Raw genomic sequence first — 25,927 nt, forward strand, 5'->3', positions numbered from 1 at the left:
ACAGGAGAAAAATCATGTCGAAAAAATACATCATAGGGATTGATGGCGGAAGTCAGAGCACAAAAGTGGTGATGTACGATCTGGAAGGTAATGTGGTTTGCGAAGGCAAAGGCTTATTGCAGCCGATGCACACGCCAGATGCCGATACCGCAGAACATCCTGACGACGATTTATGGGCATCACTATGTTTTGCCAGTCACGATTTGATGAGCCAGTTTGCCGGAAATAAAGAAGATATTGTCGGCATTGGCCTGGGCTCAATCCGTTGCTGCCGTGCGTTATTGAAAGCCGATGGTACGCCAGCCGCGCCGTTGATTAGCTGGCAGGATGCACGCGTTACACGCCCTTACGAACACACTAATCCTGACGTGGCCTATGTCACCTCTTTTTCGGGTTATCTGACACATCGCTTAACCGGCGAGTTTAAAGACAATATCGCCAACTATTTTGGTCAGTGGCCGGTGGATTATAAGAGCTGGGCATGGAGTGAAAATGCCGCGGTAATGGAAAAGTTTAATATCCCCCGCCAGATGCTTTTTGACGTGCAAATGCCGGGCACTGTTCTTGGGCATATCACACCACAAGCTGCGCTGGCGACACATTTCCCGGCTGGGCTGCCGGTTGTTTGTACCACCAGTGATAAACCGGTAGAAGCTCTGGGAGCCGGGTTACTGGATGATGAAACGGCGGTAATTTCTCTTGGCACCTATATCGCGCTGATGATGAACGGCAAAGCACTACCGAAAGATCCGGTCGCGTACTGGCCGATTATGTCTTCTATTCCGCAAACATTGCTGTATGAAGGTTACGGTATCCGCAAAGGCATGTGGACAGTGAGCTGGCTGCGCGACATGTTAGGCGAGTCGTTAATTCAGGATGCCAAAGCACAGGATCTTTCACCGGAAGATTTGCTCAACAAAAAAGCGTCTTGCGTGCCACCTGGTTGTAATGGGCTGATGACGGTACTGGACTGGCTGACCAATCCGTGGGAACCGTACAAACGCGGGATTATGATCGGTTTTGATTCCAGCATGGATTACGCATGGATATATCGTTCGATACTGGAAAGCGTGGCGCTGACGCTGAAGAATAATTACGACAATATGTGTCATGAAATGAATCACTTTGCAAAGCATGTGATCATTACTGGCGGCGGTTCGAACAGCGATCTGTTTATGCAGATTTTTGCCGACGTGTTCAACCTTCCGGCACGCCGAAACGCCATTAACGGTTGTGCAAGTCTGGGGGCTGCGATCAATACGGCGGTAGGTCTGGGGCTATACCCGGATTACACAACGGCTGTCGATAAAATGGTTCGCGTGAAAGATATCTTCATACCGATTGAGAGCAATGCCAAACGCTACGACGCGATGAATAAAGGCATTTTCAAAGACCTAACCAAACATACTGATGTGATCCTGAAAAAATCGTATGAAGTGATGCATGGGGAATTGGGGAATGCGGATTCGATCCAGAGCTGGTCGAATGCGTAAGTGAGGAAGGCCGGGCGGGAAACTGTCCGGCCTGAACATACCTGAATGGTTATCCCCGCTGGTGCGGGGAACTCTCTAAACATAACCTATTATTAATTAATTATTTTTTAAGACAGTCACAATCTACCAACTTTACAGTATCACACAAACAACACATCCATTATGTTAAAGAGCACTTAATCCATTGATTAAAAAGATAAATATTTACAATGACTCTATTCAAACTAAAATCTACCAAACTTTACCGCAATAATTTTCACTCCAGCGAAAAATTAACGCCACAGAATTTGTAGAGAATGATAATGATTAGTCCAGAATGGGCAAAATGGAGGTTTTTCAGAGACGACAAAGAATATAAATGAGTAGAAGTCTTTACAGATTCCACCCATTTATAACGCTTATAAATGTTTAATCAGGCAATATTCAAATATTTATGTGTCTGCATCGACAAACGCCAGTTGCGCGCAATGCAGGTATCGATACATAAACGCGTAGCATCTTCCTTCTGGCTAATTGGCTGAAGTGCAATGACTCGCGGTTTATCATCGGTCAGCGTCGCCAGCAATTCATCCAGTGCTTCAATATCACGTACGCGTCCTACTGGGTGTTTGATTTCGTTGGCTCGCTCCAGGGCTTGTGACAACACTTCATAGCCACCGCGCATATTTAGCTTTGGTGATACGGTAACCCAGGTATTCGGTGTGCAGCGTACTTCATGAGTACCACTGGTTTCGATCTGGCAGCTAAAACCGTTCTTTTCGAGCAGGTCAGTCAGTGGCAGCAAATCATGAATGCAAGGCTCACCACCCGTAATCACCACATGACGCGCGGTGTATCCCTGACGGCCAATGACAGCCAGCAAATCTTCACTGCTCGCCGCCCCCCACTTATCACTCTCTTTGGTCTTCGCCAGAATGCTGAAAAGGGAGACTTCCCGATCCTCAAGCTTTTCCCAGGTGTGTTTGGTGTCGCACCAGGCACAGCCAACCGGACATCCCTGTAAACGAATAAAAATGGCGGGGACGCCGGTAAAGTAACCCTCACCTTGCAGGGTCTGGAACATCTCGTTAATCGGGTACTGCATAGCATTCTCTGTGAAGTGGATAATTGTTAATTATTGCAGATCCTGCCACAACAATCATGTCTTATTAACATTCTGTTACAGGCAGGTTTGATGCAAAAATTGGCTCAGATCATTAAGAATAAAATGAAGCGGCGTATTATGTTTTCAAGGATTAAATGAAAGGGATTTAAACATGTTTAGAATATTCATCGCGTTTATATTTATTTTCAATTTATCAGGTTGCGGTTATAACGATATTCAAACCTATGATGAACAGGTTAATGCCTCCTGGTCAGAAGTATTAAATCAATATCAACGTCGCACCGATCTTATTCCTAATCTTGTCGCTAGTATTAAAGGTTACTCCAGCCATGAACAAGAGGTACTAGAAGCCGTAACATTGGCACGTAGTCAGGCTAATCGCGCCAGTAGCGATCTTCAGAAAACTCCGGGAGATGAACAAAAATTACAAGCCTGGCAACAGGCGCAGGCGCAGGTGACTCGCACTCTCGGGCAGTTAACGATTATTAGTGAGCGTTACCCTCAGTTAAAGGCTCAAGAGCTCTATCAAAACTTAATGGTACAGCTCGAAGGAAGTGAAAATAGAATTGCCGTTGCGCGAGGAAGATATATTAAAGCCATTGAACAATATAATGTCACTATCCGCAAATTCCCCGCTGTATTAACCGCACAGGTCATGGATTACACACCAAAGAAAAATTATTTGCCGGATGATGTCACCGCAGTAAGTAAAGCCCCAACAATAGATTTTAGCCAGAATGCTAATGCTCATTAAGCGGGGACGTTCTATGCGAAATTTTATCTTCCTTATGGCTTTCTTCTGTTCATCTGTGTTTGCTACACAAATTCCAGTACCTGAATCACCCAGGTATGTGAATGACTTAACCGGCACATTAACAAACAGCGAAGTAAACACCCTGACCAACCAGATTAAAGCCCTGACGCAAAAAAACCACGCACAGTTGGTCGTGTTAGTGGTTGATACAACAGGCGATGAAACCATTGAGCAGTACGCAACGCGGGTATTCGATAGCTGGAAACCGGGTGATAAAGACCGTGATGATGGCGTTCTACTGTTAGTCGCCTGGCAGGATCATACCGTGCGTATTGAAATCGGTTACGGGCTGGAAGGTATTATTACGGATGCACAGTCCGGGAAAATTATTCGCAACAGTATTATTCCGGCATTTAAAAAAGGCGACCTGGCTGGTGGTTTACAAAAGGGGATCAACGATATTGAAAGTCGCCTGACGGGGAATAATTCAGCAACGATAACACCGACCGATCACCCTTTGCCCTTTAGCGGTTGGTGGGCTTTATTAGTCTGGGCGATAATACTGACGTTTATTTCTGCCAGAGGATATATCAAAACGTTGGGAGTAATTTGCTTCGCAGCCATTGTACTGGCCTTTGTTTTACCTATAGCAGGTTTCAGCGGAAGCTGGGGAGTACTCACAACATTACTCTGCTTCGCCACACCGTTTCTGGCAGTTGCCATCGCTTTTACCCCCTTCGGCAAAAAGGTTCGGGATTCGATGCGTGATGCCAACCAGCCATCACGCCATACAAGAAGCAATTCTTCCTCCCACTATTCATCATCGTCATCCTCTTCATTCGACAATGACAATTTTAGCGGTGGTGGCGGTTCATCTGGTGGCGGTGGCGCTTCCGGGCGCTGGTAACAAAAGGAATTGATATGCGTATTTTTCTCTTACTTCTGATGCTATGCGGTTTTCAGGTATTCGCTGAACGATTGCCTTCAGTGACTGACTTAACCGGGACATTAACGACAGAAGAACAAAGTGCTTTAAATCAACAATTACAGACTCTCGAGCAGCAAAACCACTTCCAGGTGGCCGTGTTGGTTACGCCGACAACAGGGGGCAAAAACATTAAACTTGCAGCCTCGCAGAGATACGGGGTATATCACTGGAAACCCGTTGGAGAGAAGCGATATGGCGAAGGTATCTTAATTCTCGTCGTTTGGCCGGAAGGGCTGGCGTCAATGAAGATTGGACATGGACTGGAACAGATGTTGCCGCCGGAACAAGCTGCGCAAATTGTTCGTTACCATATGCAGCCAGAATTCGAAAAAAACAATCTCTTTGCTGGATTAACGGGCGGAATTGAAAGCATCGCACAGTTTACCCATATCAAAGCGAACCTTAGCCCTTTGGATGCTTTAGCCAATCATCTGTTTGCTAATCCGCAACTTTCGCTGCCATGCCTTGCCTGGACAGTGCTGATGATCGTTGCCATCATTGTCCTCTGGCGATTTACCAGCCGTCCAGGACCTGGCATATGGATGATATCAATGATTACACCTACGGTCTGGTTTTTCTGCTTTCAGGACGATGTCATCATTCGGCGGGTGTCGGTCGTTTGTTTTAGTTTATTTTTCGCAGCAATCTGCTGGCAGCGTCTCGCAGTAGTTTTTAATATGTGCCGCGTATTTCCTATGATGCTGGCCCCAAAAAATAAAAACGCTAAAGTGAAAAAACAAAAGAAGACTCCGCAATTTCGTGAATCAGGACGAAATTCATTGTTTGTCGTGATGCTGATAATTATTGTGGGATGGTGCCTGGTGTTCGCCAGTAATAAAGATATTGCATTCATCTCAACAATTATTGGGTTAATTGATCATTTTATCGGCCCAATAACCATTGCTGGCATCGTTCTGCTGATCATTGTGGCCAAATTTACTGGCAATCTTAAGCTGGGGTCAGGAGAAAAAAGCAACAGGAAAACGGGGAATCGTAATGCTCATGCTCATTCTCGCTCTTCGTCGAGAAATTCTTTCCGCGGTGGTGGCGGTTCTTCAGGAGGCGGCGGTTCATCCGACCGTTGGTGATCGTAATGCGCTTAATCTTTATTCTATTCACTTTGTGGTGCCTTCCTGGGCTTGCCCAGCAAATTGCTGTGCCGGAACTGCGCCAACAGGTGACCGATATTACTGGTACGTTAAGCACTTCTGAACAACAATCACTGACACAGCAACTGCAGGATATTACACATAAAACACGGGCGCAGGTCGCTGTATTAGTAGTGCCGTCCACCGGAGACGATTCCATTGAACAATATGCTACAAGGGTTTTTGACAATTGGCGTTTAGGAGATGCCAAACGTAATGATGGGATACTGATCATTGTTGCCTGGTCGGATCGTACTGTCCGCATCCAGGTAGGTTATGGGCTGGAAGAAAAGGTAACCGATGCTCTGGCTGGCAATATCATCCGTAGCATCATGATACCCGCCTTTAAAAAACAAAAATTAGCTAAGGGATTAGAGTTAGCTATAATCGCTTTGAATAACCAACTCACTTCACAACACCAATATTCGTCTAATCCTTCAGAAAGTGAATCAGCGTCTTCCAGTGATCATTACTACTTTGCTATTTTTTGGGTATTTGCAGTGATGTTCTTCCCTTTCTGGTTTTTTCATCAAGGCAATAATTTTTGTCGGGCATTTAAAAGCAGTGTTTGTATTTCAACAGTCTATCTTATAGATTTATTCCTGTTCTCCGATCAAACTTTTTCCATTGCTGTATTTTCCTTCTTTTTTGCTTTCACCATCATTATGGTCTTTACCTGGTTATGTGTCCCACAGAAAAAAGCATCAGGTAGAAGTTATCATTCAGACAGCGGCGGTTCTGGTGGCGGCTCAAGTGGCGGCGGATTTAGCGGAGGTGGCGGTTCTTCTGGCGGTGGCGGCGCGTCTGGCCGCTGGTAACTCAGCCATAAAAAATGCCAGCCCGAAGGCTGGCATTTTTAAATCAGATAAAGTCAGACTTATGCCTGGCCTTTGATCTCTTTACGACCGTTGTACGGTGCTTTTTCGCCCAGAGCTTCTTCGATACGAATCAGCTGGTTGTATTTAGCAACACGGTCAGAACGGCTCATGGAACCCGTTTTGATCTGGCCTGCAGCAGTACCAACAGCCAGGTCAGCGATGGTAGCATCTTCAGTTTCACCAGAACGGTGAGAGATAACTGCAGTGTAGCCAGCGTCTTTCGCCATCTTAATAGCAGCCAGGGTTTCGGTCAGAGAACCGATCTGGTTGAATTTGATCAGGATGGAGTTAGCGATGCCTTTTTCGATACCTTCTTTCAGGATCTTGGTGTTGGTTACGAACAGGTCGTCACCAACCAGCTGGATTTTGTCGCCCAGAACTTTGGTCTGGTATGCGAAACCGTCCCAGTCAGATTCGTCCAGACCGTCTTCGATGGAAACGATCGGGTACTGTTTGGTCAGTTCTTCCAGGAAGTGAGTGAATTCTTCAGAGGTGAATGCTTTGTTGCCTTCGCCAGCCAGAACGTATTTACCGTCTTTGTAGAATTCAGAAGCTGCGCAGTCCATCGCCAGAGTGATGTCTTTGCCCAGTTCATAGCCAGCAGCTTTAACAGCTTCAGCGATAACAGCCAGAGCTTCAGCGTTGGAACCCAGGTTCGGCGCATAGCCACCTTCGTCACCAACAGCAGTGTTCATGCCTTTCGCTTTCAGAACTTTTGCCAGGTGATGGAAAACTTCAGAACCCATGCGGATGGCTTCTTTCACAGTTTTCGCGCCAACCGGCTGAATCATGAATTCCTGGATATCAACGTTGTTGTCAGCGTGCTCACCACCGTTGATGATGTTCATCATCGGAACCGGCATAGAGTATTTGCCCGGAGTGCCGTTCAGTTCAGCGATGTGCTCGTACAGCGGCATACCTTTAGCAGCTGCAGCAGCTTTGGCGTTAGCCAGAGATACAGCCAGGATTGCATTCGCGCCGAATTTGGATTTGTTTTCGGTGCCGTCCAGGTCGATCATGATCTTGTCAATGCCAGCCTGATCTTTAGCATCTTTGCCAATCAGCGCCTGAGCGATCGGGCCGTTTACCGCAGCAACAGCTTTGGTTACGCCTTTACCCAGGAAACGGGATTTGTCGCCATCGCGCAGTTCCAGAGCTTCACGGGAACCAGTAGAAGCACCTGACGGAGCAGCTGCCATACCGACGAAACCACCCTCCAGATGTACTTCGGCTTCAACAGTCGGGTTACCACGGGAGTCGATGATTTCACGACCGATGATTTTTACGATTTTGGACATTAGGTTTTCCTCAAGTCACTAGTTAAACTGAAACTCCAGACAAACAACGCGTACCCAGGGTACGCGTTGCCGTTCTAACTTTTTTACTTACTTCGCCTGACGTTTCTGGAACTCGCTGGCGGCTTTCACAAAGCCTGCAAACAGCGGGTGACCATCACGTGGAGTAGAAGTAAACTCCGGATGGAACTGGCAAGCCACGAACCACGGATGATTCGGAACTTCGATGATCTCGACCAACTGATCATCCCCGGAACGGCCCGCAACGCGCAGACCTGCATCTTCAATCTGTTTCAACAGCATGTTGTTGACTTCGTAACGGTGACGATGACGCTCAACAATTGTCGGCGCATTGTACAGCTGGCGAACCAGGCTATCGTCAACCAACTGGCACTGCTGTGCGCCGAGACGCATGGTACCGCCGAGATCGCTCTTCTCGCTACGAACTTCAACGTTGCCGTTTTCATCGCGCCACTCGGTAATCAGCGCCACAACCGGGTACTTACAGTCTGGCACAAATTCCGTAGAGTTGGCGTTCTCCATGTTGGCAACATGGCGAGCGTAATCAATTAACGCCACCTGCATACCCAGGCAAATGCCCAGATAAGGAATATTGTTCTCACGCGCAAAACGCGCGGTCGTAATCATGCCTTCTACGCCACGATAGCCGAAACCGCCAGGTACGAGGATTGCGTCCAGACCTTTAAGGATTTCAACGCCGCGCGTTTCAACATCTTGTGAATCGATCAGTTTGATGTTGACGCTGACACGATTCTTCAGCCCACCGTGTTTCAGTGCTTCGATCACGGATTTGTATGCATCCGGCAGCTCAATGTATTTGCCGACCATACCAATGGTGACTTCACTTACCGGATTCGCTTCTTCGAAGATAACCTGTTCCCATTCGGACAGATTCGCTTCCGGGCAGTTTAAGCTGAATCGTTTACAAATATAATCGTCCAGCCCCTGAGATTTCAACAGGCCCGGAATTTTATAGATGGAATCGACGTCTTTCAGAGAAATAACCGCTTTTTCCGGAACATTACAGAACAATGCAATCTTCGCACGTTCGTTCGCCGGAACGGCGCGATCTGAACGACAAATCAGGATATCAGGCTGGATACCGATTGAAAGCAGCTCTTTTACAGAGTGCTGAGTCGGTTTGGTTTTGACTTCACCAGACGCTGCCATGTACGGCACCAGCGTCAGGTGCATAAACAGGGTGTGCTCACGGCCAATTTCAACAGCCATCTGGCGAATCGCTTCGAGGAACGGCAGGGATTCGATATCACCTACAGTACCGCCGATTTCGACCAGTACTACGTCATGACCTTCGCCGCCTTCCAGCACGCGCTCTTTGATAGCGTTAGTGATGTGCGGAATAACCTGTACGGTTGCGCCGAGATAGTCACCGCGGCGTTCTTTACGCAGAACGTCAGAGTAGATACGACCCGTGGTGAAGTTGTTGCGGCGGCTCATTTTGGTACGAATGAAACGCTCGTAGTGCCCCAGGTCCAGGTCGGTTTCAGCGCCGTCTTCAGTAACGAACACTTCCCCGTGTTGGATTGGGCTCATAGTACCTGGATCGACGTTGATGTACGGATCCAGTTTCATGATGGTCACATTGAGGCCACGGGCTTCAAGAATGGCTGCGAGGGAGGCTGCGGCAATGCCTTTACCCAGAGAGGATACGACCCCGCCGGTCACAAAAATATAGTTCGTTGTCATGCTGAACCTGAGAAGTTAGGTTGAAAAGACGATGGAATAACCAGGACGGGAAAGCAGTATACCCGAACATGACCTGTGCCACAAACTTTCATTATCCCTCCTCTTCGCCAGCGCACTATTGAAATCAGGAGTGAGAAAATAGCCCCTTTGGGGTAAATGTTTTTGACGCAAATCAAGCGCTTGTCATTTAAAAAATGACACAAATCGCGCTTGACCGCGTAATTCCCTTAGAGATCAATTTCCTGCCGTTTTACCTGTTGCCAGACTTCTTCCATTGTTTCGAGGTCAACACCTGTCATTTCCAGTCCACGCGCGGCAACAATACGCTCCACTTCGCGAAAACGACGCTCGAATTTTTCGTTCGCTTTTTGCAATGCGATTTCCGCTTTTGTCCCTAAATGACGAGCCAGATTGACCGTGGCAAACAGCAGGTCACCCATTTCCTCCTCCAGTTTAGCCTGGTCGACAACAGCCTGCCGCGCCTCGTACATCACCTCGTCGATCTCTTCGTAGACTTTATCTACTACCGGACCAAGCGTCGTCCAGTCGAAACCAACGTTGGCGCAACGTTTCTGGATTTTTTGCGCACGCATTAAAGCCGGTAAACTACGAGGAATATCGTCCAGCGCCGAATGCTGCGCTTTCTGCGCGCGCTCTTCGGTTTTGATTTGCTCCCAACGGGCAAGCACTTCACTACTATTTTCGGCAGAACTGTCAGCAAAAACATGCGGATGGCGACGCTCTAATTTATCGCTAATAGCAGCGCAAATATCATTAAAGTCAAAGCGCCCTTCTTCCTGAGCCATTTGTGCGTAAAACACCACCTGGAACAGCAGATCGCCCAGTTCACCGCGCAGATCGTCAAAATCTTCACGGGCGATGGCGTCCAGCACCTCGTAGGTTTCTTCAAGGGTGTAAGGCGCAATGGTGGCAAATGTCTGCTCTTTATCCCACGGGCAGCCGTTTTCCGGGTCGCGCAGGCGCTGCATGATGGTGAGCAAACGGTCGATTTGATTCATTGAATTGTCCTGAAAATTGCGGGTCCGTCAGGTGTAAACCTGTGACCAGAATAGAAGTGAGTTAGTAACACCTACCCAATCAGCACGTTAATTTTGGCTTTAATGAGTTGTAATTCCTCTGGGGCAACTGTTCCTTTCTTCGTTGCTCCTCTTGCCCGCCAGGCGATACTTTTTACCTGATCAGCTAACGCTACGCCATCACGTTCCTGACCGGATAGAACAACTTCGAACGGATATCCTTTTGATTGCGTTGTACAAGGAACACACAGACACATACCTGTTTTGTTGTTGTACATGAACGGACTCAGGACAACAGCCGGACGATGTCCGGCTTGCTCGCTACCTTTTGTCGGGTCAAAATCAACCCAAATCAGATCGCCCGTATCGGGTACGTATCGGCTTACCATTACCAGACTTCCTTATCTTTCGGCTCCCCCCAGTCGATATTCTCGTGGAGGTTTTCCGGCGTGATGTCGTTGACCAGTTCAGCAAGCGTAAATACGGGCTCTTTACGCACTGGCTCAATAATTAATTTGCCATCCACCAGGTCAATCTTCACTTCATCATCAATATTCAGATTGAGCGCCTGCATTAACGTAGCCGGGATCCGCACCGCCGGTGAATTTCCCCAACGCTTTACGCTACTGTGGATCATAACCCTTTCCTCAAACCGCGATCATATGTAGATACAGTATATATCAATCTACATTGTAGATACGAGCAAGTTTCGGCCTAACTCCCGTGCAACCGACGCGCGTCGATAACATCCGGTACCTGGTTGAGTTTACCCAGCACGCGCCCCAGCACTTGCAGGTTGTAAATCTCAATGGTCATGTCGATGGTCGCCAGTTGCTGTTTGGTGTCGCTACGGCTGGCAACGCCAAGTACGTTCACCTTCTCGTTGGCGAGAATGGTCGTGATATCACGTAACAACCCACTACGATCATTAGCCACCACGCGGACCACCAGCGAATATCCGGCGGAGTAGCTCTCGCCCCATACCGCGTCAACAATGCGTTCTGGCGCATGGGAGCGCAGTTCCGCCAATTGTTCGCAATCGGCGCGGTGTACTGAAATACCGCGCCCCTGGGTAATGAAGCCGACAATCTCATCTCCAGGAATCGGCTGGCAGCAGCGCGCGATGTGGTGCATCAGGTTACCGACCCCTTCTACCACCACACGACCGTTATCTTTACTGCGGTTTTGCGGCGTGTAGCTTTTTTGCTGAAGCTGTTTCAGCGCGGCGGCGTCCTGCTCTTCGGCACTCGGCTTATTAAATTGCGATTGCAGGAAGTTCACCATCTGATTGAGACGGATATCCCCGCCACCAATCGCCGCCAGCAACTCGTCGACATCATTGAAGTTGTAACGCGGCAGCAGATGTTTTTCTGCTTCTTTCAGGCTGATCCCCAGATGTTCCAGCTCGTCGTCAAGAATTTGCCGCCCAGCCAGAATGTTTTTGTCACGGTCCTGTTTACGGAACCAGGCGTGAATTTTCGAACGCCCACGGCTGGTTGTGACGTAACCGAGGTTTGGGTTTAACCAGTCACGGCTGGGGTTCGGCTGTTTCTGGGTGATAATTTCAATCTGGTCGCCCATCTGCAGCTGGTAGGTGAACGGCACAATGCGCCCGCCAATTTTTGCCCCGATGCAGCGGTGTCCGACATCACTGTGGATGTGGTAAGCGAAGTCCAGCGGCGTTGATCCCGCAGGCAAATCAACGACATCACCTTTCGGCGTAAAGACGTACACTCGGTCGTCAAAGACCTGACTACGTACTTCGTCGAGCATTTCGCCGGAATCAGCCATCTCTTCCTGCCACGCAATCAGTTTACGCAGCCAGGCAATCCGGTCTTCATGTCCCGAACGTGCGCCGCCAGCAGCCGCGCCCTCTTTATATTTCCAGTGCGCAGCAACACCCAACTCTGCATCTTCATGCATCTGTTTGGTGCGGATTTGGATCTCAACGGTTTTGCCACCCGGCCCCAGAACCACGGTATGAATGGACTGATAACCGTTTGGTTTCGGGTTAGCGACGTAATCGTCAAACTCATCCGGCAGGTGGCGATAGTGAGTGTGCACTATCCCCAGTGCGGCATAACAATCCTGTAAACGCTCGGCGACAATACGTACCGCACGCACATCAAACAGCTCATCGAAGGCGAGGTTCTTTTTCTGCATTTTGCGCCAGATACTGTAGATGTGTTTCGGACGGCCATACACTTCAGCTTTAACGCCTTCAGCTTTCATCTCAGCGCGCAGATGGCCGACAAACTCTTCGATATAGTGTTCGCGGTCGAGACGGCGTTCATGCAGCAGTTTTGCGATGCGTTTGTATTCGGTCGGGTGGAGATAACGGAAGCAGTAATCTTCCAGCTCCCATTTCAGTTGCCCAATCCCAAGACGGTTCGCCAACGGCGCGTAGATATTGGTGCACTCTTTTGCCGCCAGTACGCGTTCATCTTCCGGCGCATCTTTTACTTCGCGCAGGTGAGCAATACGCTCCGCCAGTTTGATGACCACGCAGCGAAAATCATCGACCATCGCCAATAACATCCGGCGAACGTTATCGACCTGTTCGGAGGAAACAGAATCAGTGTGCGTCGCTTTCAGCTGGCGGATCGCCGCCATATCACGCACGCCGTGAATAAGGTTAACGACCGACTTACCGACGCTCTCACGCAGCACATCTTCGCTGACTACGTTGGCATCAGCCAGAGGGAACAGCAGCGCCGCCCGCAGCGTGTCAATGTCCATACTTAATGTCGAGAGGATCTCCACCATCTCAACACCACGCCACAATAACAGACTGGCATCCGGATGCCCCTGCGTCTGTTGCAGACAATACGCCCAGGTTTCGGCTAAGCACTCACACGACTTCTGGCTGGTAATACCCAGACTTGCGATCCATTTTTCCGGATCAAATTCACCAGCCTTATTGATATGTGCACTTCTTACCGCAACCATCGTCCTCTCCTTTAGGGACCAGACCTGCCGAAATCGGCAAATCGTAACTATTTAACGCGCGAGAAAAGTACCATCGATTCCAGATGTCCCGTGTGTGGGAACATATCCAGCATCGCCAGTCGCGCAATGGTATATCCTGCTTTTAATAACGCTTCGCTATCCCGAGCCAGCGTTGCAGGGTTACAGGATACATAAACTATACGAATAGGTTCCAGTTTTATAATTTGCTGCATAACACCTGCGGCACCTGCTCGCGCCGGGTCCAACAACACTTTATCGAAGCCGTTTTTCGCCCACGGCTGCTTTGTGACATCTTCTTCAAGATTTTCGTGATAAAACGTCACATTCTGTAAGCCATTAAGACGCGCATTCTGCTGGCCTTTTTCCACCAGCGCCGGAACACCTTCTACACCCACCACACTGGCAGCTTGTGTCGCCAATGGCAGTGTAAAGTTGCCCATACCGCAGAACAGATCCAGTACGCGATCTTCAGGTTCCACATCCAGCCATTCCAACGCACGCGCTACCATTTTCTGGTTCACACCCGCATTGACCTGAATAAAATCGCGCGGGCTAAAAGTTAAGCGCAACCCATTTGAGTCATACCAGGGCATCTCACCAGAGACGGTTTCGAGTATCTCACTATCGGGGGCGAGATACAGATCCAGGCCTTCAGAATGCGAAAAGCATTCCAGTTTTTCGCGATCTGCCGAACTTAGCGGTGCGGTATGGCGCAAAATCATTAGCGTGCCGCTGGTTGCCTGTACCAGTTCAACATGACCAAGATGGCGCATAGCTTGTAAGCTGCCCAGGCATGCCCTGACTTTGGGCAGCAATGCTTCAAGTTGGGGCACTAAAATGGGGCATTGTTTCACGTCGACAATGTCACTGGAGCCCGCTTTGCGAAACCCCATCTGAAGTTGCTGTGTTTTCGGTAAGTAGTTCAGACTTAAACGCGCGCGACGGCGATAGCCCCAGGGAACATCGGCGATCACTTCAGAGACTTCGTGTTTCATTAATCGGGCGAGTGCCGCACTTTTGCTTCGCTGCTGTAAATCCACACTGGCGTGTTGTTGCTGACAGCCGCCGCATACGCCAAAATGAGGACAGCGTGGCGTTTCGCGTTCCGGGCTATCGCTTAATCGGCGTACGACTTTAGCGCGGGCATACTGTTTTTTATCTTCAGTAACAGTAACTTCCGCGTTTTCCTGCGGCAATAATCCGGGGATAAATAATGTTTTGCCGTTATGTCGCGCCACACCCTGACCAAAAGAGTCGAGGTCGTTGACTGAAACGGTTATGATCTGACGCGTCGTCGTGCGTCGTTTTGCAGAGTAGAATTGCGCCATTGGCGAGACTTTCTCAATTTAACAGTGTGACCTTAATTGTCCCATAACGGAACTCCATGACCAACTACAGCCTGCGCGCACGCATGATGATTCTGATCCTGGCACCGACCGTCCTTATTGGTTTATTGCTGAGTATCTTTTTCGTCGTGCATCGCTATAACGACTTGCAGCGTCAACTGGAAGATGCCGGTGCCAGTATTATTGAGCCGCTTGCAGTTTCTACTGAATATGGCATGAGCCTGCAAAATCGCGAATCTATCGGTCAGTTAATAAGCGTACTGCATCGTCGCCATTCCGATATTGTTCGCGCGATTTCGGTTTATGATGAAAATAACCGACTCTTTGTCACCTCCAATTTTCATCTTGATCCCTCATCAATGCAGCTCGGCAGCAACGTGCCGTTTCCTCGCCAGCTCACTGTCACTCGTGACGGCGATATTATGATCCTCCGCACGCCGATTATTTCTGAAAGTTACTCCCCCGACGAATCGCCCAGTAGCGATGCCAAAAATAGTCAAAATATGCTGGGATATATTGCGCTGGAGCTGGATCTTAAATCGGTTCGCTTGCAGCAATATAAAGAGATCTTTATTTCCAGCGTGATGATGCTGTTTTGTATCGGTATTGCGCTTATTTTTGGCTGGCGCTTAATGCGCGATGTAACCGGTCCGATTCGCAACATGGTGAATACCGTCGACCGCATCCGTCGCGGGCAACTCGACAGCCGGGTGGAAGGATTTATGCTCGGCGAGCTGGATATGCTGAAAAACGGTATCAACTCGATGGCAATGTCGCTGGCGGCTTATCACGAAGAGATGCAACACAATATCGACCAGGCGACGTCCGATCTGCGTGAGACGCTGGAGCAAATGGAGATTCAGAACGTTGAGTTGGATCTGGCGAAAAAGCGCGCCCAGGAAGCGGCGCGTATTAAATCCGAGTTTCTGGCAAATATGTCACACGAGCTGCGTACACCACTGAATGGTGTTATTGGCTTTACCCGCCTGACGCTGAAAACAGAATTAACACCAACGCAGCGCGATCACCTGAATACGATTGAACGTTCGGCAAATAATTTGCTGGCAATTATTAATGATGTTCTCGACTTCTCGAAACTGGAAGCCGGTAAGCTGATTCTGGAAAGTATTCCATTCCCACTACGCAGCACGCTGGATGAAGTCGTTACCCTGCTGGCACATTCTTCTCACGATAAAGGGCTGGAACTGACGCTCAATATTAAAAGCGACGTGCCTGATAACGTGATCGGCGACCCACTACGATTACAGCAAATCATCACTAACCTGGTAGGGAATGCAATTAAATTCACCGAGAATGGCAACATCGATATTCTGGTAGAAAAACGTGCGCTGAGTAATACCAAAGTGCAGATTGAAGTGCAGATTCGGGATACCGGCATTGGTATTCCTGAACGCGATCAATCGCGCTTATTCCAGGCCTTCAGACAGGCTGATGCCAGTATTTCCCGCCGTCATGGTGGCACCGGGCTGGGGCTGGTGATTACACAAAAACTGGTTAATGAAATGGGCGGCGATATTTCGTTCCATAGCCTGCCGAATCGTGGTTCAACTTTCTGGTTCCACATTAATCTCGATCTGAACCCGAACATTATTATCGAAGGGCCATCCACCCAGTGCCTCGCTGGTAAGCGCCTGGCCTATGTCGAACCAAACTCCGCAGCAGCACAATGCACGCTGGATATTTTAAGTGAAACGCCGCTGGAAGTGGTTTATAGCCCAACGTTCTCCGCGCTGCCTCCCGCGCATTACGACATGATGTTATTAGGCATAGCGGTGACCTTCCGCGAGCCGCTAACAATGCAACATGAGCGATTAGCGAAAGCAGTATCGATGACCGATTTCCTGATGCTGGCACTTCCTTGCCATGCACAAGTCAATGCTGAAAAACTTAAGCAAGATGGTATCGGCGCGTGTCTGCTGAAACCATTAACACCTACGCGCCTGTTGCCTGCCCTGACGGAATTTTGTCATCACAAACAAAACACGCTTTTGCCTGTAACCGATGAAAGTAAGCTGGCAATGACAGTCATGGCGGTTGATGACAACCCCGCTAACCTGAAACTTATCGGCGCATTGCTGGAAGATATGGTGCAACATGTGGAACTTTGCGATAGCGGGCATCAGGCGGTTGAACGGGCGAAACAGATGCCGTTCGATTTAATCTTAATGGATATTCAAATGCCGGACATGGACGGCATTCGGGCATGTGAGCTCATCCACCAGCTCCCGCATCAGCAGCAAACGCCGGTTATCGCGGTAACGGCGCATGCGATGGCCGGGCAAAAAGAGAAACTGCTTGGCGCGGGGATGAGTGATTATCTGGCCAAACCGATCGAAGAAGAGCGATTGCATAATTTGCTGTTGCGCTACAAGCCTGGCAGCGGTATTTCCTCTCGCGTCGTGACGCCCGAAGTCAACGAAATTGTGGTCAACCCGAATGCGACCCTCGACTGGCAACTGGCACTACGCCAGGCAGCAGGAAAAACCGATTTAGCGCGCGATATGCTGCAAATGTTACTCGATTTCCTGCCTGAAGTTCGCAACAAAGTTGAGGAACAGCTGGTTGGAGAAAACCCGGAAGGCCTGGTTGATTTGATTCATAAACTGCATGGCAGTTGCGGCTATAGCGGTGTACCGCGTATGAAGAATCTCTGCCAACTGATCGAACAACAGCTACGTAGCGGTACTAAAGAAGAAGATTTAGAGCCGGAGCTGCTGGAACTGTTGGACGAGATGGATAATGTAGCGCGCGAAGCCAGCAAAATTCTCGGGTAATGGACGTCTTGTCGAGTAGCAACCGGATTTTTATGACGCTGGTTTCAGATTGGTGACAAGTGCCTGTGTTTATGCCGGATGCGGCGTTAACGCCTTATCCGGCCTGCAAAACCAATTAAATTCAATGAATTAAAAAATGATGTAGCCCTGATACGTAGCGCAACAGGCAATTTTGCGTTTGGCATCAGTCTCAAACCGGCTCCAGATAGAGCCGGTTTTGGTTTTCTGTCTTAACGCACCATGCACGGACGCTTGTTATCGAACGTCCAGCCGGGGATCAGGTACTGCATTCCCATCGCATCGTCACGCGCGCCAAGCCCGTGTTTCTGATACAGCTCGTGCGCTTTCATCACTTGATCCATATCGATTTCTACACCCAGCCCCGGTTTTTCTGGCACCTGAACCAGACCGCCTTTGATCTCTAACGGTTCTTTGGTCAGGCGCTGATTACCTTCCTGCCAGATCCAGTGCGTATCAATCGCGGTGATTTTACCCGGTGCGGCAGCGGCAACATGGGTAAACATCGCCAGGGAAATATCGAAGTGGTTGTTGGAGTGTGAACCCCAGGTCAGGCCAAATTCATGACACATTTGCGCCACACGTACCGAACCTTGCATCGTCCAGAAATGCGGATCCGCAAGCGGGATATCAACGGATTGCAACGAGAGCGTATGGCCCATCTGCCGCCAGTCGGTGGCGATCATATTGGTTGCGGTCGGCAGGCCAGTTGCGCGACGGAACTCTGCCATCACTTCACGCCCGGAGAAACCTTGCTCCGCACCACACGGATCTTCTGCATAAGCCAGCGAACCTTTCAGGTATGTACCGATTTTAATCGCTTCGTTCAGCGACCAGGCACCGTTAGGATCGAGCGTAATACGCGCCTGCGGGAAACGTTGCGCCAGTGCCACAATAGATTCGGCTTCTTCTTCCCCGGCCAGTACACCGCCTTTCAGTTTGAAATCGTTGAAGCCATATTTTTCATACGCCGCTTCCGCCAGGCGCACCACCGCATCCGGCGTCATCGCTTCTTCATGACGCAGGCGATACCAGTCGCATGAGTCATCCGGCTGGCTTTGATACGGCAGCGGTGTAGCTTTGCGATTGCCGACGAAGAACAGATAACCGAGCATTTCGACTTCGCTACGCTGTTGACCATCGCCCAGCAGCGATGCCACGTTTACCCCCAGATGCTGCCCCAGCAGATCCAGCATTGCCGCTTCTATCCCGGTAACTACATGAATAGTGGTACGCAAATCAAATGTCTGCAAACCGCGCCCACCGGCATCACGATCGGCAAAAGTATTACGCACCAGCGTCAGAACGTTTTTGTATTCACCCAGCGTTTTACCCACCACCAGCGGAATCGCATCTTCCAGCGTTTTACGGATTTTCTCGCCGCCGGGAATTTCCCCTACGCCAGTGTGACCGGAATTATCTTTGATAATCACAATATTACGCGTGAAGAACGGTGCATGTGCACCACTCAGATTCATCAGCATACTGTCATGACCCGCCACCGGGATGACCTGCATTTCAGTAACAACAGGCGTCGTAAATTGAGAACTCATATTTATGTCCTTTTTCAGAATCAATGACGGCCGAAAACGGGACGTTTACGGTCAAAGGTCCAGCCGGGGATCAGGTACTGCATCGGGCCTGCGTCGTTACGCGCACCGCCAGGCAGACGTTTATAGGCCTCATGTGCCTTTTGTACCTGTTCCCAGTCCAGTTCCACGCCCAGACCGGGCGCATCAGGAACGGCAATTTTTCCGTTTTTAATCTCCAGCGGATTTTTGGTCAGACGACAATCGCCCTCCTGCCAAATCCAGTGGGTATCGATAGCGGTAGGATTACCCGGTGCCGCCGCGCCCACATGGGTAAACATCGCCAGAGAGATATCAAAGTGGTTATTAGAATGGCAGCCCCAGGTCAGCCCCCAGTCGTCGCAAAGTTGTGCCACGCGGACTGCACCGGAAAGCGTCCAGAAGTGCGGATCGGCAAGTGGAATATCTACCGCATTGAGCATCACCGCATGACCCATTTCGCGCCAGTTGGTGGCGATCATGTTGGTCGCGACGGGCAAGCCGGTCGCCCGTCGAAACTCCGCCATCACTTCACGACCGGAGAAACCCTGCTCAGCGCCGCACGGGTCTTCCGCATAGGTAAGAACATCATTCAGCCCTTTGCACAGAGAAATGGCTTCATCAAGCAGCCAGGCACCATTGGGATCAACGGTAATCCGCGCATCAGGGAAGCGTTTCTTCAATGCACGAACAGTGTCGATTTCTTGCTCGCCAGGTAACACGCCACCCTTAAGTTTGAAATCTTTAAAGCCATAGCGATCCTGTGAGGCTTCCGCCAGACGCACAACGGCTTCGCTGTTCATCGCTTTCTGATGCCGCAACTGATACCACTCATGGTTGCCCGGCGTATTTTCCAGATAAGGAAGATCGGTTTTGGTCCGATCACCGATATAAAACAGATAACCGAGAACGGTAATAGCATCACGTTGCTTGCCTGGCCCTAACAGTTCGCAGACCGGAACATTCAGCGCCTGACCTAACAGGTCAAGCAAAGCGGCTTCCAGCGCCGCCACGGCATTAACGCGCAATTCAAAAGTCCAGGCACCTTTGCCGAAGGTATCAAAATCGGCTGCCTGATTACCTTTATGCACCTGCTGAACCACTTTATTCAGGCGCGCAACTTCCTGGCCCAGCACCATCGGAATAGCCTCGACCAGTGTTTGATAAATCACCTCTCCGCCCGGCGCTTCACCAATGCCGGTATGCCCGGCGTTATCGGTGAGTACCACAATATTGCGGGTGAAATATGCGTTATGTGCACCACCAATATTAAGCAACATGCTGTCATGTCCGGCGACCGGAATGACTTTCATATCAGTAATAACAGGACTGGATTGTGTCGTCATCTTATTGCCCCGCGACAGGTTTCAGCTCAATACGCTTGATATCGCCCACCAGCACCAGGTAGCTGAGTACCGCGATTAAGGCATGAACACCAACATAAATCAGCGCCCCATTAAAGGAGCCAGTCGTGCCAACGATATAACCAATTGCGATTGGCGTGACGATGCCAGAAATGTTACCAAACATGTTGAACAGGCCACCGGAAAGACCGCTGATCTCTTTTGGCGCAGTATCAGCCATTACAGCCCAACCCAGCGCCCCGATCCCCTTACCGAAGAAGGCCAGCGCCATAAAGCCGATGATCATCCACTCAACGTTGACGTAGTTGCAGAACACCATCACCATCGACAACAACATGCCCATCACGATCGGTGTTTTACGCGCAATGTTCAGTGAACCCGTGCGACGCATCAGCCAGTCGGAAATAATCCCACCCAGCACACCGCCGATAAAACCGCAAACCGCCGGAACGGAAGCCACAAAGCCCGCTTTCAGAATCGACATCCCGCGCGCCTGCACCAGATAAACCGGGAACCAGGTAATGAAAAAGTAAGTCAGGGCGTTGATACAGTACTGACCGATATAAACGCCGATCATCATCCGTGACCCGAGCAGCTGTTTGATCTGCCCCCACTTCACGCTGAACGGCACTTTAACTTTGGTGTTTTGCTGATCCATATTGATCAGCGCGCCACCCGCGGCGATGTACTCCAGCTCTTTCTGATTTACGCCCGGATGTTGATTTGGCTCGTGGATGACTTTCAACCAGATAAAGCTGATGACAATGCCCAGACCGCCCATAAAGAAGAAGACGTGTGACCAGCCCACTTCATGAGTTAGCCAGCCCATAATCGGCGCGAAGATAACCGTTGCGAAGTATTGGGCGGAGTTAAAAATCGACACCGCCGTTCCCCTTTCCTGCGCCGGAAACCAGGCCGCAACAATGCGGCTGTTGCCAGGGAAAGATGGCGCTTCAGCAAGCCCGACCAGGAAGCGCAGTGTAAACAGGGCAACGATAATGCCGAATCCACTAAAGATATCGACGAAGCCTTGCAGCAAGGTAAACATCGACCAGATAAAGATCGACCAGAAGTAGACGCGTTTTGAACCAAAACGATCCAGCAACCAGCCACCAGGGATCTGCCCGATAACATACGCCCATGAGAAGGCAGAGAACACATAGCCCATTCCCACGGGATCAAGGCCGATATCTTTGGCCATTTCCGAACCGGCAATAGAAAGCGTAGCGCGGTCGCCGTAGTTGAAGGATGTGACGATAAACAACATCACCACTATCCAGTAACGAGCATTCGTGCGTTTTTCCACACTGCTCGCAGCCTGACTTAAAGAACTCATTGTTGCACTCCTGAAAATTCGCGTTAGCCACGCTCACTCTGGACTGCGACATCGCCAGGAAATCAGAGGTGACGTAGGGTGTTTTTTGCCGTTTTTATAGGTCGTTCGCCGAATACGGCGCGTGTTTATATCTGGCAATAGCAGTATAAAAAGCGCGCCATAGCGGCTCACCGTGCAACAACACAACATTAATGCGTTCAATGAGGCCCGATTTTGGCATTAGCCCTGGACGGTGGAATCCACTTCACGGAAATGAAAACAAGAACAAGAAAGGAAGGGTTAAAACGAAGAAATAAAGAAGAGTATGAAATGGATCGCTTGACTCCAGGCAAACGCCAGTAAAAATCCGCGCTATGAAGCAGTTTTTACTGGCATTTGCCTGAAAAGATTCGATTCAGCACCGCTAAAACGGCATTTACCGCTCGCTGAACATATCAGGACAACATCGTGCCCCAATGTTCGACCCACGGATTTGATTCCGTTTCCGGTTCCGGGTTCTCACTGGCGTCAATCAACAGCATTTCGCCAACCCGCTGAGCGCTCTGTTCCTGCAACAAGGCATCGAACTGTTTGCCGCCATTGCAGAAATTCACATAACTACTGTCGCCGAGCGCAATCACGCCATAACGCAGATTCGGCTGGAAGCCCAGACTATCTTTGATTCCCTGAAAGAGTGGCACAATGCTATCAGGAAGGTCGCCCTGCCCGGTCGTGGACGTAACCACCAGAACATACTTATCCTGATAGGGCAGCCAGTCGCTTAATTCAGGATCTTCAAATACCGTTGCTTTGTGGCCCTGCGCGGTCAGAATCGCTTCCGCTTCTTCGGCCACTAACAGTGAATTCCCGTACATGGTGCCGACAAAAATACCAATTTCCGCCATACCGTTTTCTCCCTGGATTAGGAACTTATCTCTCCATCCTGACCCGATGGCGCACTGAACTCAACCCTTTCATTTTCAGGAAGCAGACCGCGCCAGCCAAATTGTGATAATGCCTGCATCCAGGTGTCGTCCAGGCCCGCGTGAATAGCCAGCGGCTCGCCAGTAAAAGGATGCGTCAATGACAACTGACTGGCATGCAGCATTAACCGCTGAAGGCCAAAATGCTCAGCGCCGCTGCGATTCTGGCGTAAATCACCATGTTTGCTGTCGCCAATAATCGGGTGCCGCAAATGGGCAAGATGGCGACGAAGCTGGTGCTTGCGTCCAGTTTTCGGCTCCAGTTCCACCAGGCCGTAGCGCGTGGTCGGGTAACGTCCGGTCGCTACCGGCATTTCTACGGTCGCCAGACCGCGATAATGCGTCACTGCTGGCTGCGGGCCTTTATCTTCGCGGGCAAATTTATCAGCGATTTTGTCCAGTTCTTCCACCAGTGGATAATCCAGCACCGCTTCTTCCATCAACCAGCCACGCACAATCGCATGGTAACGTTTCTGGATTTGGTGCTGTTCAAACTGTTGTGCCAGCAGCCGTCCGGCTTCGCTGGATAATCCCATCAACAACACACCAGAAGTTGGTCGGTCCAGACGATGAGCAGTAAAAACATGCTGGCCTATCTGGTCACGCACGGTTTGCATGACCACTACTTTCTCGTCGCGATCCAGCCAGCTGCGGTGAACCAGCCAGCCGGAGGGTTTATTTACCGCAACCAGCCATTCATCCTGATAGAGTATTTCCAGCATTAGCTCGCATCATCCGCAAAAAGAGCATCCAGTTTCTCCAGCTCAGCCAAAATAAGCGCGCGTTGCGGATGATCAGTCGCCAGCGCCATTTCATAATAGGGCGCAACAGCAAAAGCGCCCGGTAACGGCTGGTTGTTATCTAACAAATCGTGCATTCGCGGGATCAGCACCCACTGCAACCACTCCAGTGGTTCCATGGTGTCCATAAAGAACGGTTGAGTACTGTTAAATTGATGCGGCAGGGGTTCATCGTTTCGCCAGTGCTGATGTTCACGCAGTAACGCTTCAAGCGCCTGCAACTGGAGACGAACGCGGTCATGAGTGGTCATAAAGCAACCTCAATAAGAAAAACTGCCGCGAAGAATAGCAGGAATAAAAAAAGGGAGCACTGTATTCACAGTGCTCCCGGTTCGTTTCGCAGCATTCCGGCTACTTTTGTTGCTCCCTGCTCATCCTTGACAACTTTTCCTCTGGCCTTGCGGCCAATCGTTCATCCTGAACTATTGCTTCCTGCTCACACCACCCCGATGTGATACTTCATCCTGAAGTGTTCCTGGCCTTCCTGACCCACCGAATCATCCTGACCGGTTCTCATTCTCCATCCTGGAGGTGTCCTTTAACGCGTCCTGCGTCATCCTCTTCGCTTCATCCAGAAGCCTTTCCCTGAAACACCATCCTGGTGTGTCCTTCAGAAGTGTCATCATCCTGATGTTCACTTCGTTGTCTGACTCCCTGTCGACGAAGATAGAATCGTCTTTTTCTCGAAGTCTTACAAGGCGCTTACAGACAATGCCTTAAGGAAAATTTCATATGAAAGTTAAGAATTAACAAGCAACATGTTGTTTTTAAATGAGAATAACGATTCTTATCTTTTTAAGTATTCGCTTATTTCCTGGCGATCTCCTACAGAGTCTGTAAGAGATCTCTCACAACCAGATGGGGTATTTGGATTACAGAAGAGGCTTAAGTTGATTAAGGAATTCCGCAAGATTTGAGGCTAAATGCGTCCGTTTACGTGTTCCCAGCGTCTCTTTGCACACTTCACCGGAGAGATTACACACCGAGATGACCTCTAACTCTTCTTCCAGCGTCGCGATAAATAGCGTGGGCGGCAGTTTTAGCCTTTTCTGAGTCACCAGATGACCAATCAGATTTTCCTGCACCCGACGGAAGTCGTCTTCACTCCAGGTTTGCAGCAATGTCAGTTTGATATCGCCAAACTGCGCGTGCATATCCCCGGCAAACTGAGTCGTATAAAAGGTATGAATCGTGGGTTGTATCACAATATCAAAAGCGCGTTCAACCGCGTTTACATTTTGTTCCCCGGTAAACGGCTGGGGTTGCCAGTATACGGCATCTTCGGTAGTTGAAATAATGCACGGTGAAGGAACGCCGTACAGTTCCTCACTTAACGGCCAGCTTTTATGCTCTTCATGCCACGCATCGCAGTAGCGTGCAGTAAAATCTTTCAGGGCTTGTGCGGTCAAATCGTCCACTAATTTCTCTCTTCACTTAAACCAGATACACTTGTCGTTTAGTTTATCTGGTTTATGACGGTGAAACATGTCTTCTTATGCAAACCATCAGGCACTTGCGGGCCTGACACTTGGAAAATCAACCGATTACCGGGATACCTATGACGCCAGCCTACTGCAAGGCGTTCCACGCAGCCTGAATCGCGACCCGCTGGGTCTGAAAGCGGATAACCTGCCTTTTCACGGTACGGATATCTGGACGCTGTATGAACTTTCCTGGCTGAATGCGAAAGGTTTGCCGCAGGTCGCTGTCGGTCATGTTGAACTTGATTACACCAGCGTAAATCTGATTGAGTCGAAGAGTTTTAAGCTCTATCTCAACAGTTTTAACCAGACGCGTTTTAATAACTGGGATGAGGTGCGCCAGACGCTGGAGCGCGACTTAAGCACTTGCGCCCAGGGTAAGGTTAGCGTGGCGTTATATCGTCTTGATGAACTGGAAGGCCAGCCGATAGGTCATTTCAATGGCACCTGCATTGATGACCAGGATATCACTATCGATAACTATGAATTCACTACTGACTATCTGGAGAATGCCACCAGCGGTGAAAAAGTAGTGGAAGAGACGCTTGTCAGCCACCTGCTGAAATCAAACTGCCTGATCACCCATCAACCAGATTGGGGTTCCATCCAAATTCAGTATCGTGGACGCCAAATTGACAGAGAAAAACTGCTGCGTTACCTGGTCTCTTTCCGTCATCACAACGAGTTCCACGAACAGTGCGTGGAACGCATCTTTAATGACCTGTTACGCTTCTGCCAGCCAGAAAAATTGAGCGTTTACGCACGTTATACCCGTCGTGGCGGTCTGGACATTAACCCGTGGCGCAGTAATAACGATTTTGTCCCATCGACCACAAGACTGGTTCGGCAATAAATTTTTTC

At 49.7% G+C, this 25,927-nt stretch carries 21 protein-coding genes and 1 pseudogene; 7 read left to right on the top strand and 15 right to left on the bottom strand.

The genetic code is table 11. From position 1 onward, the window contains the following. The first annotated feature begins 14 nt into the window (after positions 1–14). The gene (locus tag ACJHYO_RS00730; RefSeq protein WP_000039739.1) at positions 15–1,493 is read left to right on the top strand and encodes an FGGY-family carbohydrate kinase; all 1,479 of its coding nucleotides are present in this window, start codon (positions 15–17) and stop codon (positions 1,491–1,493) included. A gap of 412 nt (positions 1,494–1,905) precedes the next feature. Here ACJHYO_RS00730 and queE read toward each other — a convergent pair whose 3' ends face one another. Next, positions 1,906–2,577, bottom strand: a complete 672-nt coding sequence (gene queE, locus ACJHYO_RS00735; protein ID WP_001199974.1) for a 7-carboxy-7-deazaguanine synthase QueE — start codon at positions 2,575–2,577, stop codon at positions 1,906–1,908. 172 nt (positions 2,578–2,749) lie between these two features. Here queE and ACJHYO_RS00740 point away from each other — a divergent pair, with 172 nt between their 5' ends. The 4 genes and pseudogenes from ACJHYO_RS00740 (at position 2,750) to ACJHYO_RS00755 (ending at position 6,306) form a co-directional block, all read left to right on the top strand. Next, the gene (locus tag ACJHYO_RS00740; RefSeq protein ID WP_085455506.1) at positions 2,750–3,352 is read left to right on the top strand and encodes a LemA family protein; all 603 of its coding nucleotides are present in this window, start codon (positions 2,750–2,752) and stop codon (positions 3,350–3,352) included. A gap of 13 nt (positions 3,353–3,365) precedes the next feature. After that, positions 3,366–4,037: pseudogene (locus ACJHYO_RS00745) on the top strand (TPM domain-containing protein); the annotation flags it as partial. A gap of 236 nt (positions 4,038–4,273) precedes the next feature. Beyond that, positions 4,274–5,428, top strand: a complete 1,155-nt coding sequence (locus ACJHYO_RS00750) for a TPM domain-containing protein (RefSeq protein ID WP_001217980.1) — start codon at positions 4,274–4,276, stop codon at positions 5,426–5,428. 5 nt (positions 5,429–5,433) lie between these two features. Next, positions 5,434–6,306: a TPM domain-containing protein gene (locus ACJHYO_RS00755; RefSeq protein WP_024187973.1), complete on the top strand. Its 873-nt coding sequence runs from the start codon at positions 5,434–5,436 to the stop codon at positions 6,304–6,306. Positions 6,307–6,365: 59 nt separating this feature from the next. On the opposite strand, the gene eno is transcribed toward ACJHYO_RS00755, so the two are convergent. The 7 genes from eno to rlmD all read right to left on the bottom strand — a co-directional run bounded on the left by eno (position 6,366) and on the right by rlmD (position 14,724). Then, the gene (eno, locus tag ACJHYO_RS00760) at positions 6,366–7,664 is read right to left on the bottom strand and encodes a phosphopyruvate hydratase (protein ID WP_000036723.1); all 1,299 of its coding nucleotides are present in this window, start codon (positions 7,662–7,664) and stop codon (positions 6,366–6,368) included. Between the two features lie 87 nt (positions 7,665–7,751). After that, positions 7,752–9,389 (bottom strand): glutamine hydrolyzing CTP synthase, encoded by a 1,638-nt coding sequence (gene pyrG / locus ACJHYO_RS00765; protein WP_000210878.1) that lies wholly within the window; start codon positions 9,387–9,389, stop codon positions 7,752–7,754. 227 nt (positions 9,390–9,616) lie between these two features. Beyond that, on the bottom strand, positions 9,617–10,408 hold the full coding sequence (mazG, locus tag ACJHYO_RS00770; RefSeq protein ID WP_001071648.1) for a nucleoside triphosphate pyrophosphohydrolase: 792 nt from the start codon (positions 10,406–10,408) through the stop codon (positions 9,617–9,619). A gap of 71 nt (positions 10,409–10,479) precedes the next feature. After that, on the bottom strand, positions 10,480–10,815 hold the full coding sequence (gene mazF, locus ACJHYO_RS00775) for an endoribonuclease MazF (protein ID WP_000254750.1): 336 nt from the start codon (positions 10,813–10,815) through the stop codon (positions 10,480–10,482). Next, complete coding sequence (gene mazE, locus ACJHYO_RS00780) at positions 10,815–11,063, bottom strand: type II toxin-antitoxin system antitoxin MazE (protein WP_000581937.1); 249 nt, start codon at positions 11,061–11,063, stop codon at positions 10,815–10,817. The genes mazF and mazE overlap by 1 nt, the downstream gene beginning before the upstream one ends. 77 nt (positions 11,064–11,140) lie before the next feature. Further along, positions 11,141–13,375, bottom strand: a complete 2,235-nt coding sequence (gene relA, locus ACJHYO_RS00785; protein WP_000226815.1) for a GTP diphosphokinase — start codon at positions 13,373–13,375, stop codon at positions 11,141–11,143. Between the two features lie 47 nt (positions 13,376–13,422). After that, positions 13,423–14,724 carry a 23S rRNA (uracil(1939)-C(5))-methyltransferase RlmD gene (gene rlmD / locus ACJHYO_RS00790; protein WP_000046817.1) on the bottom strand — a complete coding sequence of 434 codons (1,302 nt, stop codon included), beginning with the start codon at positions 14,722–14,724 and terminating at the stop codon, positions 13,423–13,425. Between the two features lie 56 nt (positions 14,725–14,780). Between rlmD and barA the strand changes: the two genes are divergently transcribed. Beyond that, entirely contained in the window at positions 14,781–17,537 is a 2,757-nt protein-coding gene (gene barA / locus ACJHYO_RS00795; RefSeq protein ID WP_000186431.1) for a two-component sensor histidine kinase BarA, read from the top strand. A gap of 230 nt (positions 17,538–17,767) precedes the next feature. On the opposite strand, the gene gudD is transcribed toward barA, so the two are convergent. From gudD to syd, 7 genes are all read right to left on the bottom strand, one after another. Further along, the gene (gudD, locus tag ACJHYO_RS00800) at positions 17,768–19,108 is read right to left on the bottom strand and encodes a glucarate dehydratase (protein ID WP_000098258.1); all 1,341 of its coding nucleotides are present in this window, start codon (positions 19,106–19,108) and stop codon (positions 17,768–17,770) included. A gap of 20 nt (positions 19,109–19,128) precedes the next feature. After that, the gene (locus ACJHYO_RS00805) at positions 19,129–20,469 is read right to left on the bottom strand and encodes an enolase C-terminal domain-like protein (RefSeq protein WP_000211781.1); all 1,341 of its coding nucleotides are present in this window, start codon (positions 20,467–20,469) and stop codon (positions 19,129–19,131) included. A gap of 1 nt (position 20,470) precedes the next feature. Then, a complete protein-coding gene (gene gudP / locus ACJHYO_RS00810; protein WP_000097082.1) occupies positions 20,471–21,823 on the bottom strand; it encodes a galactarate/glucarate/glycerate transporter GudP in 1,353 nt (450 codons plus the stop codon). Between the two features lie 434 nt (positions 21,824–22,257). Continuing rightward, positions 22,258–22,707, bottom strand: a complete 450-nt coding sequence (locus tag ACJHYO_RS00815) for a flavodoxin (protein ID WP_000807752.1) — start codon at positions 22,705–22,707, stop codon at positions 22,258–22,260. A gap of 17 nt (positions 22,708–22,724) precedes the next feature. After that, on the bottom strand, positions 22,725–23,507 hold the full coding sequence (truC, locus tag ACJHYO_RS00820) for a tRNA pseudouridine(65) synthase TruC (protein ID WP_000889999.1): 783 nt from the start codon (positions 23,505–23,507) through the stop codon (positions 22,725–22,727). After that, complete coding sequence (locus tag ACJHYO_RS00825; RefSeq protein ID WP_000206983.1) at positions 23,507–23,836, bottom strand: YqcC family protein; 330 nt, start codon at positions 23,834–23,836, stop codon at positions 23,507–23,509. Before ACJHYO_RS00825 ends, truC begins: the two co-directional genes overlap by 1 nt. A gap of 621 nt (positions 23,837–24,457) precedes the next feature. Next, the gene (syd, locus tag ACJHYO_RS00830; protein ID WP_000342431.1) at positions 24,458–25,003 is read right to left on the bottom strand and encodes a SecY-interacting protein; all 546 of its coding nucleotides are present in this window, start codon (positions 25,001–25,003) and stop codon (positions 24,458–24,460) included. Positions 25,004–25,070: 67 nt separating this feature from the next. Here syd and queF point away from each other — a divergent pair, with 67 nt between their 5' ends. After that, complete coding sequence (queF, locus tag ACJHYO_RS00835) at positions 25,071–25,919, top strand: NADPH-dependent 7-cyano-7-deazaguanine reductase QueF (protein ID WP_000100429.1); 849 nt, start codon at positions 25,071–25,073, stop codon at positions 25,917–25,919. Positions 25,920–25,927 lie beyond the last annotated feature (8 nt).

The sequence above is a fragment of the Escherichia sp. WS1118 genome (assembly GCF_046487695.1).
GTDB lineage: Bacteria > Pseudomonadota > Gammaproteobacteria > Enterobacterales > Enterobacteriaceae > Escherichia > Escherichia coli.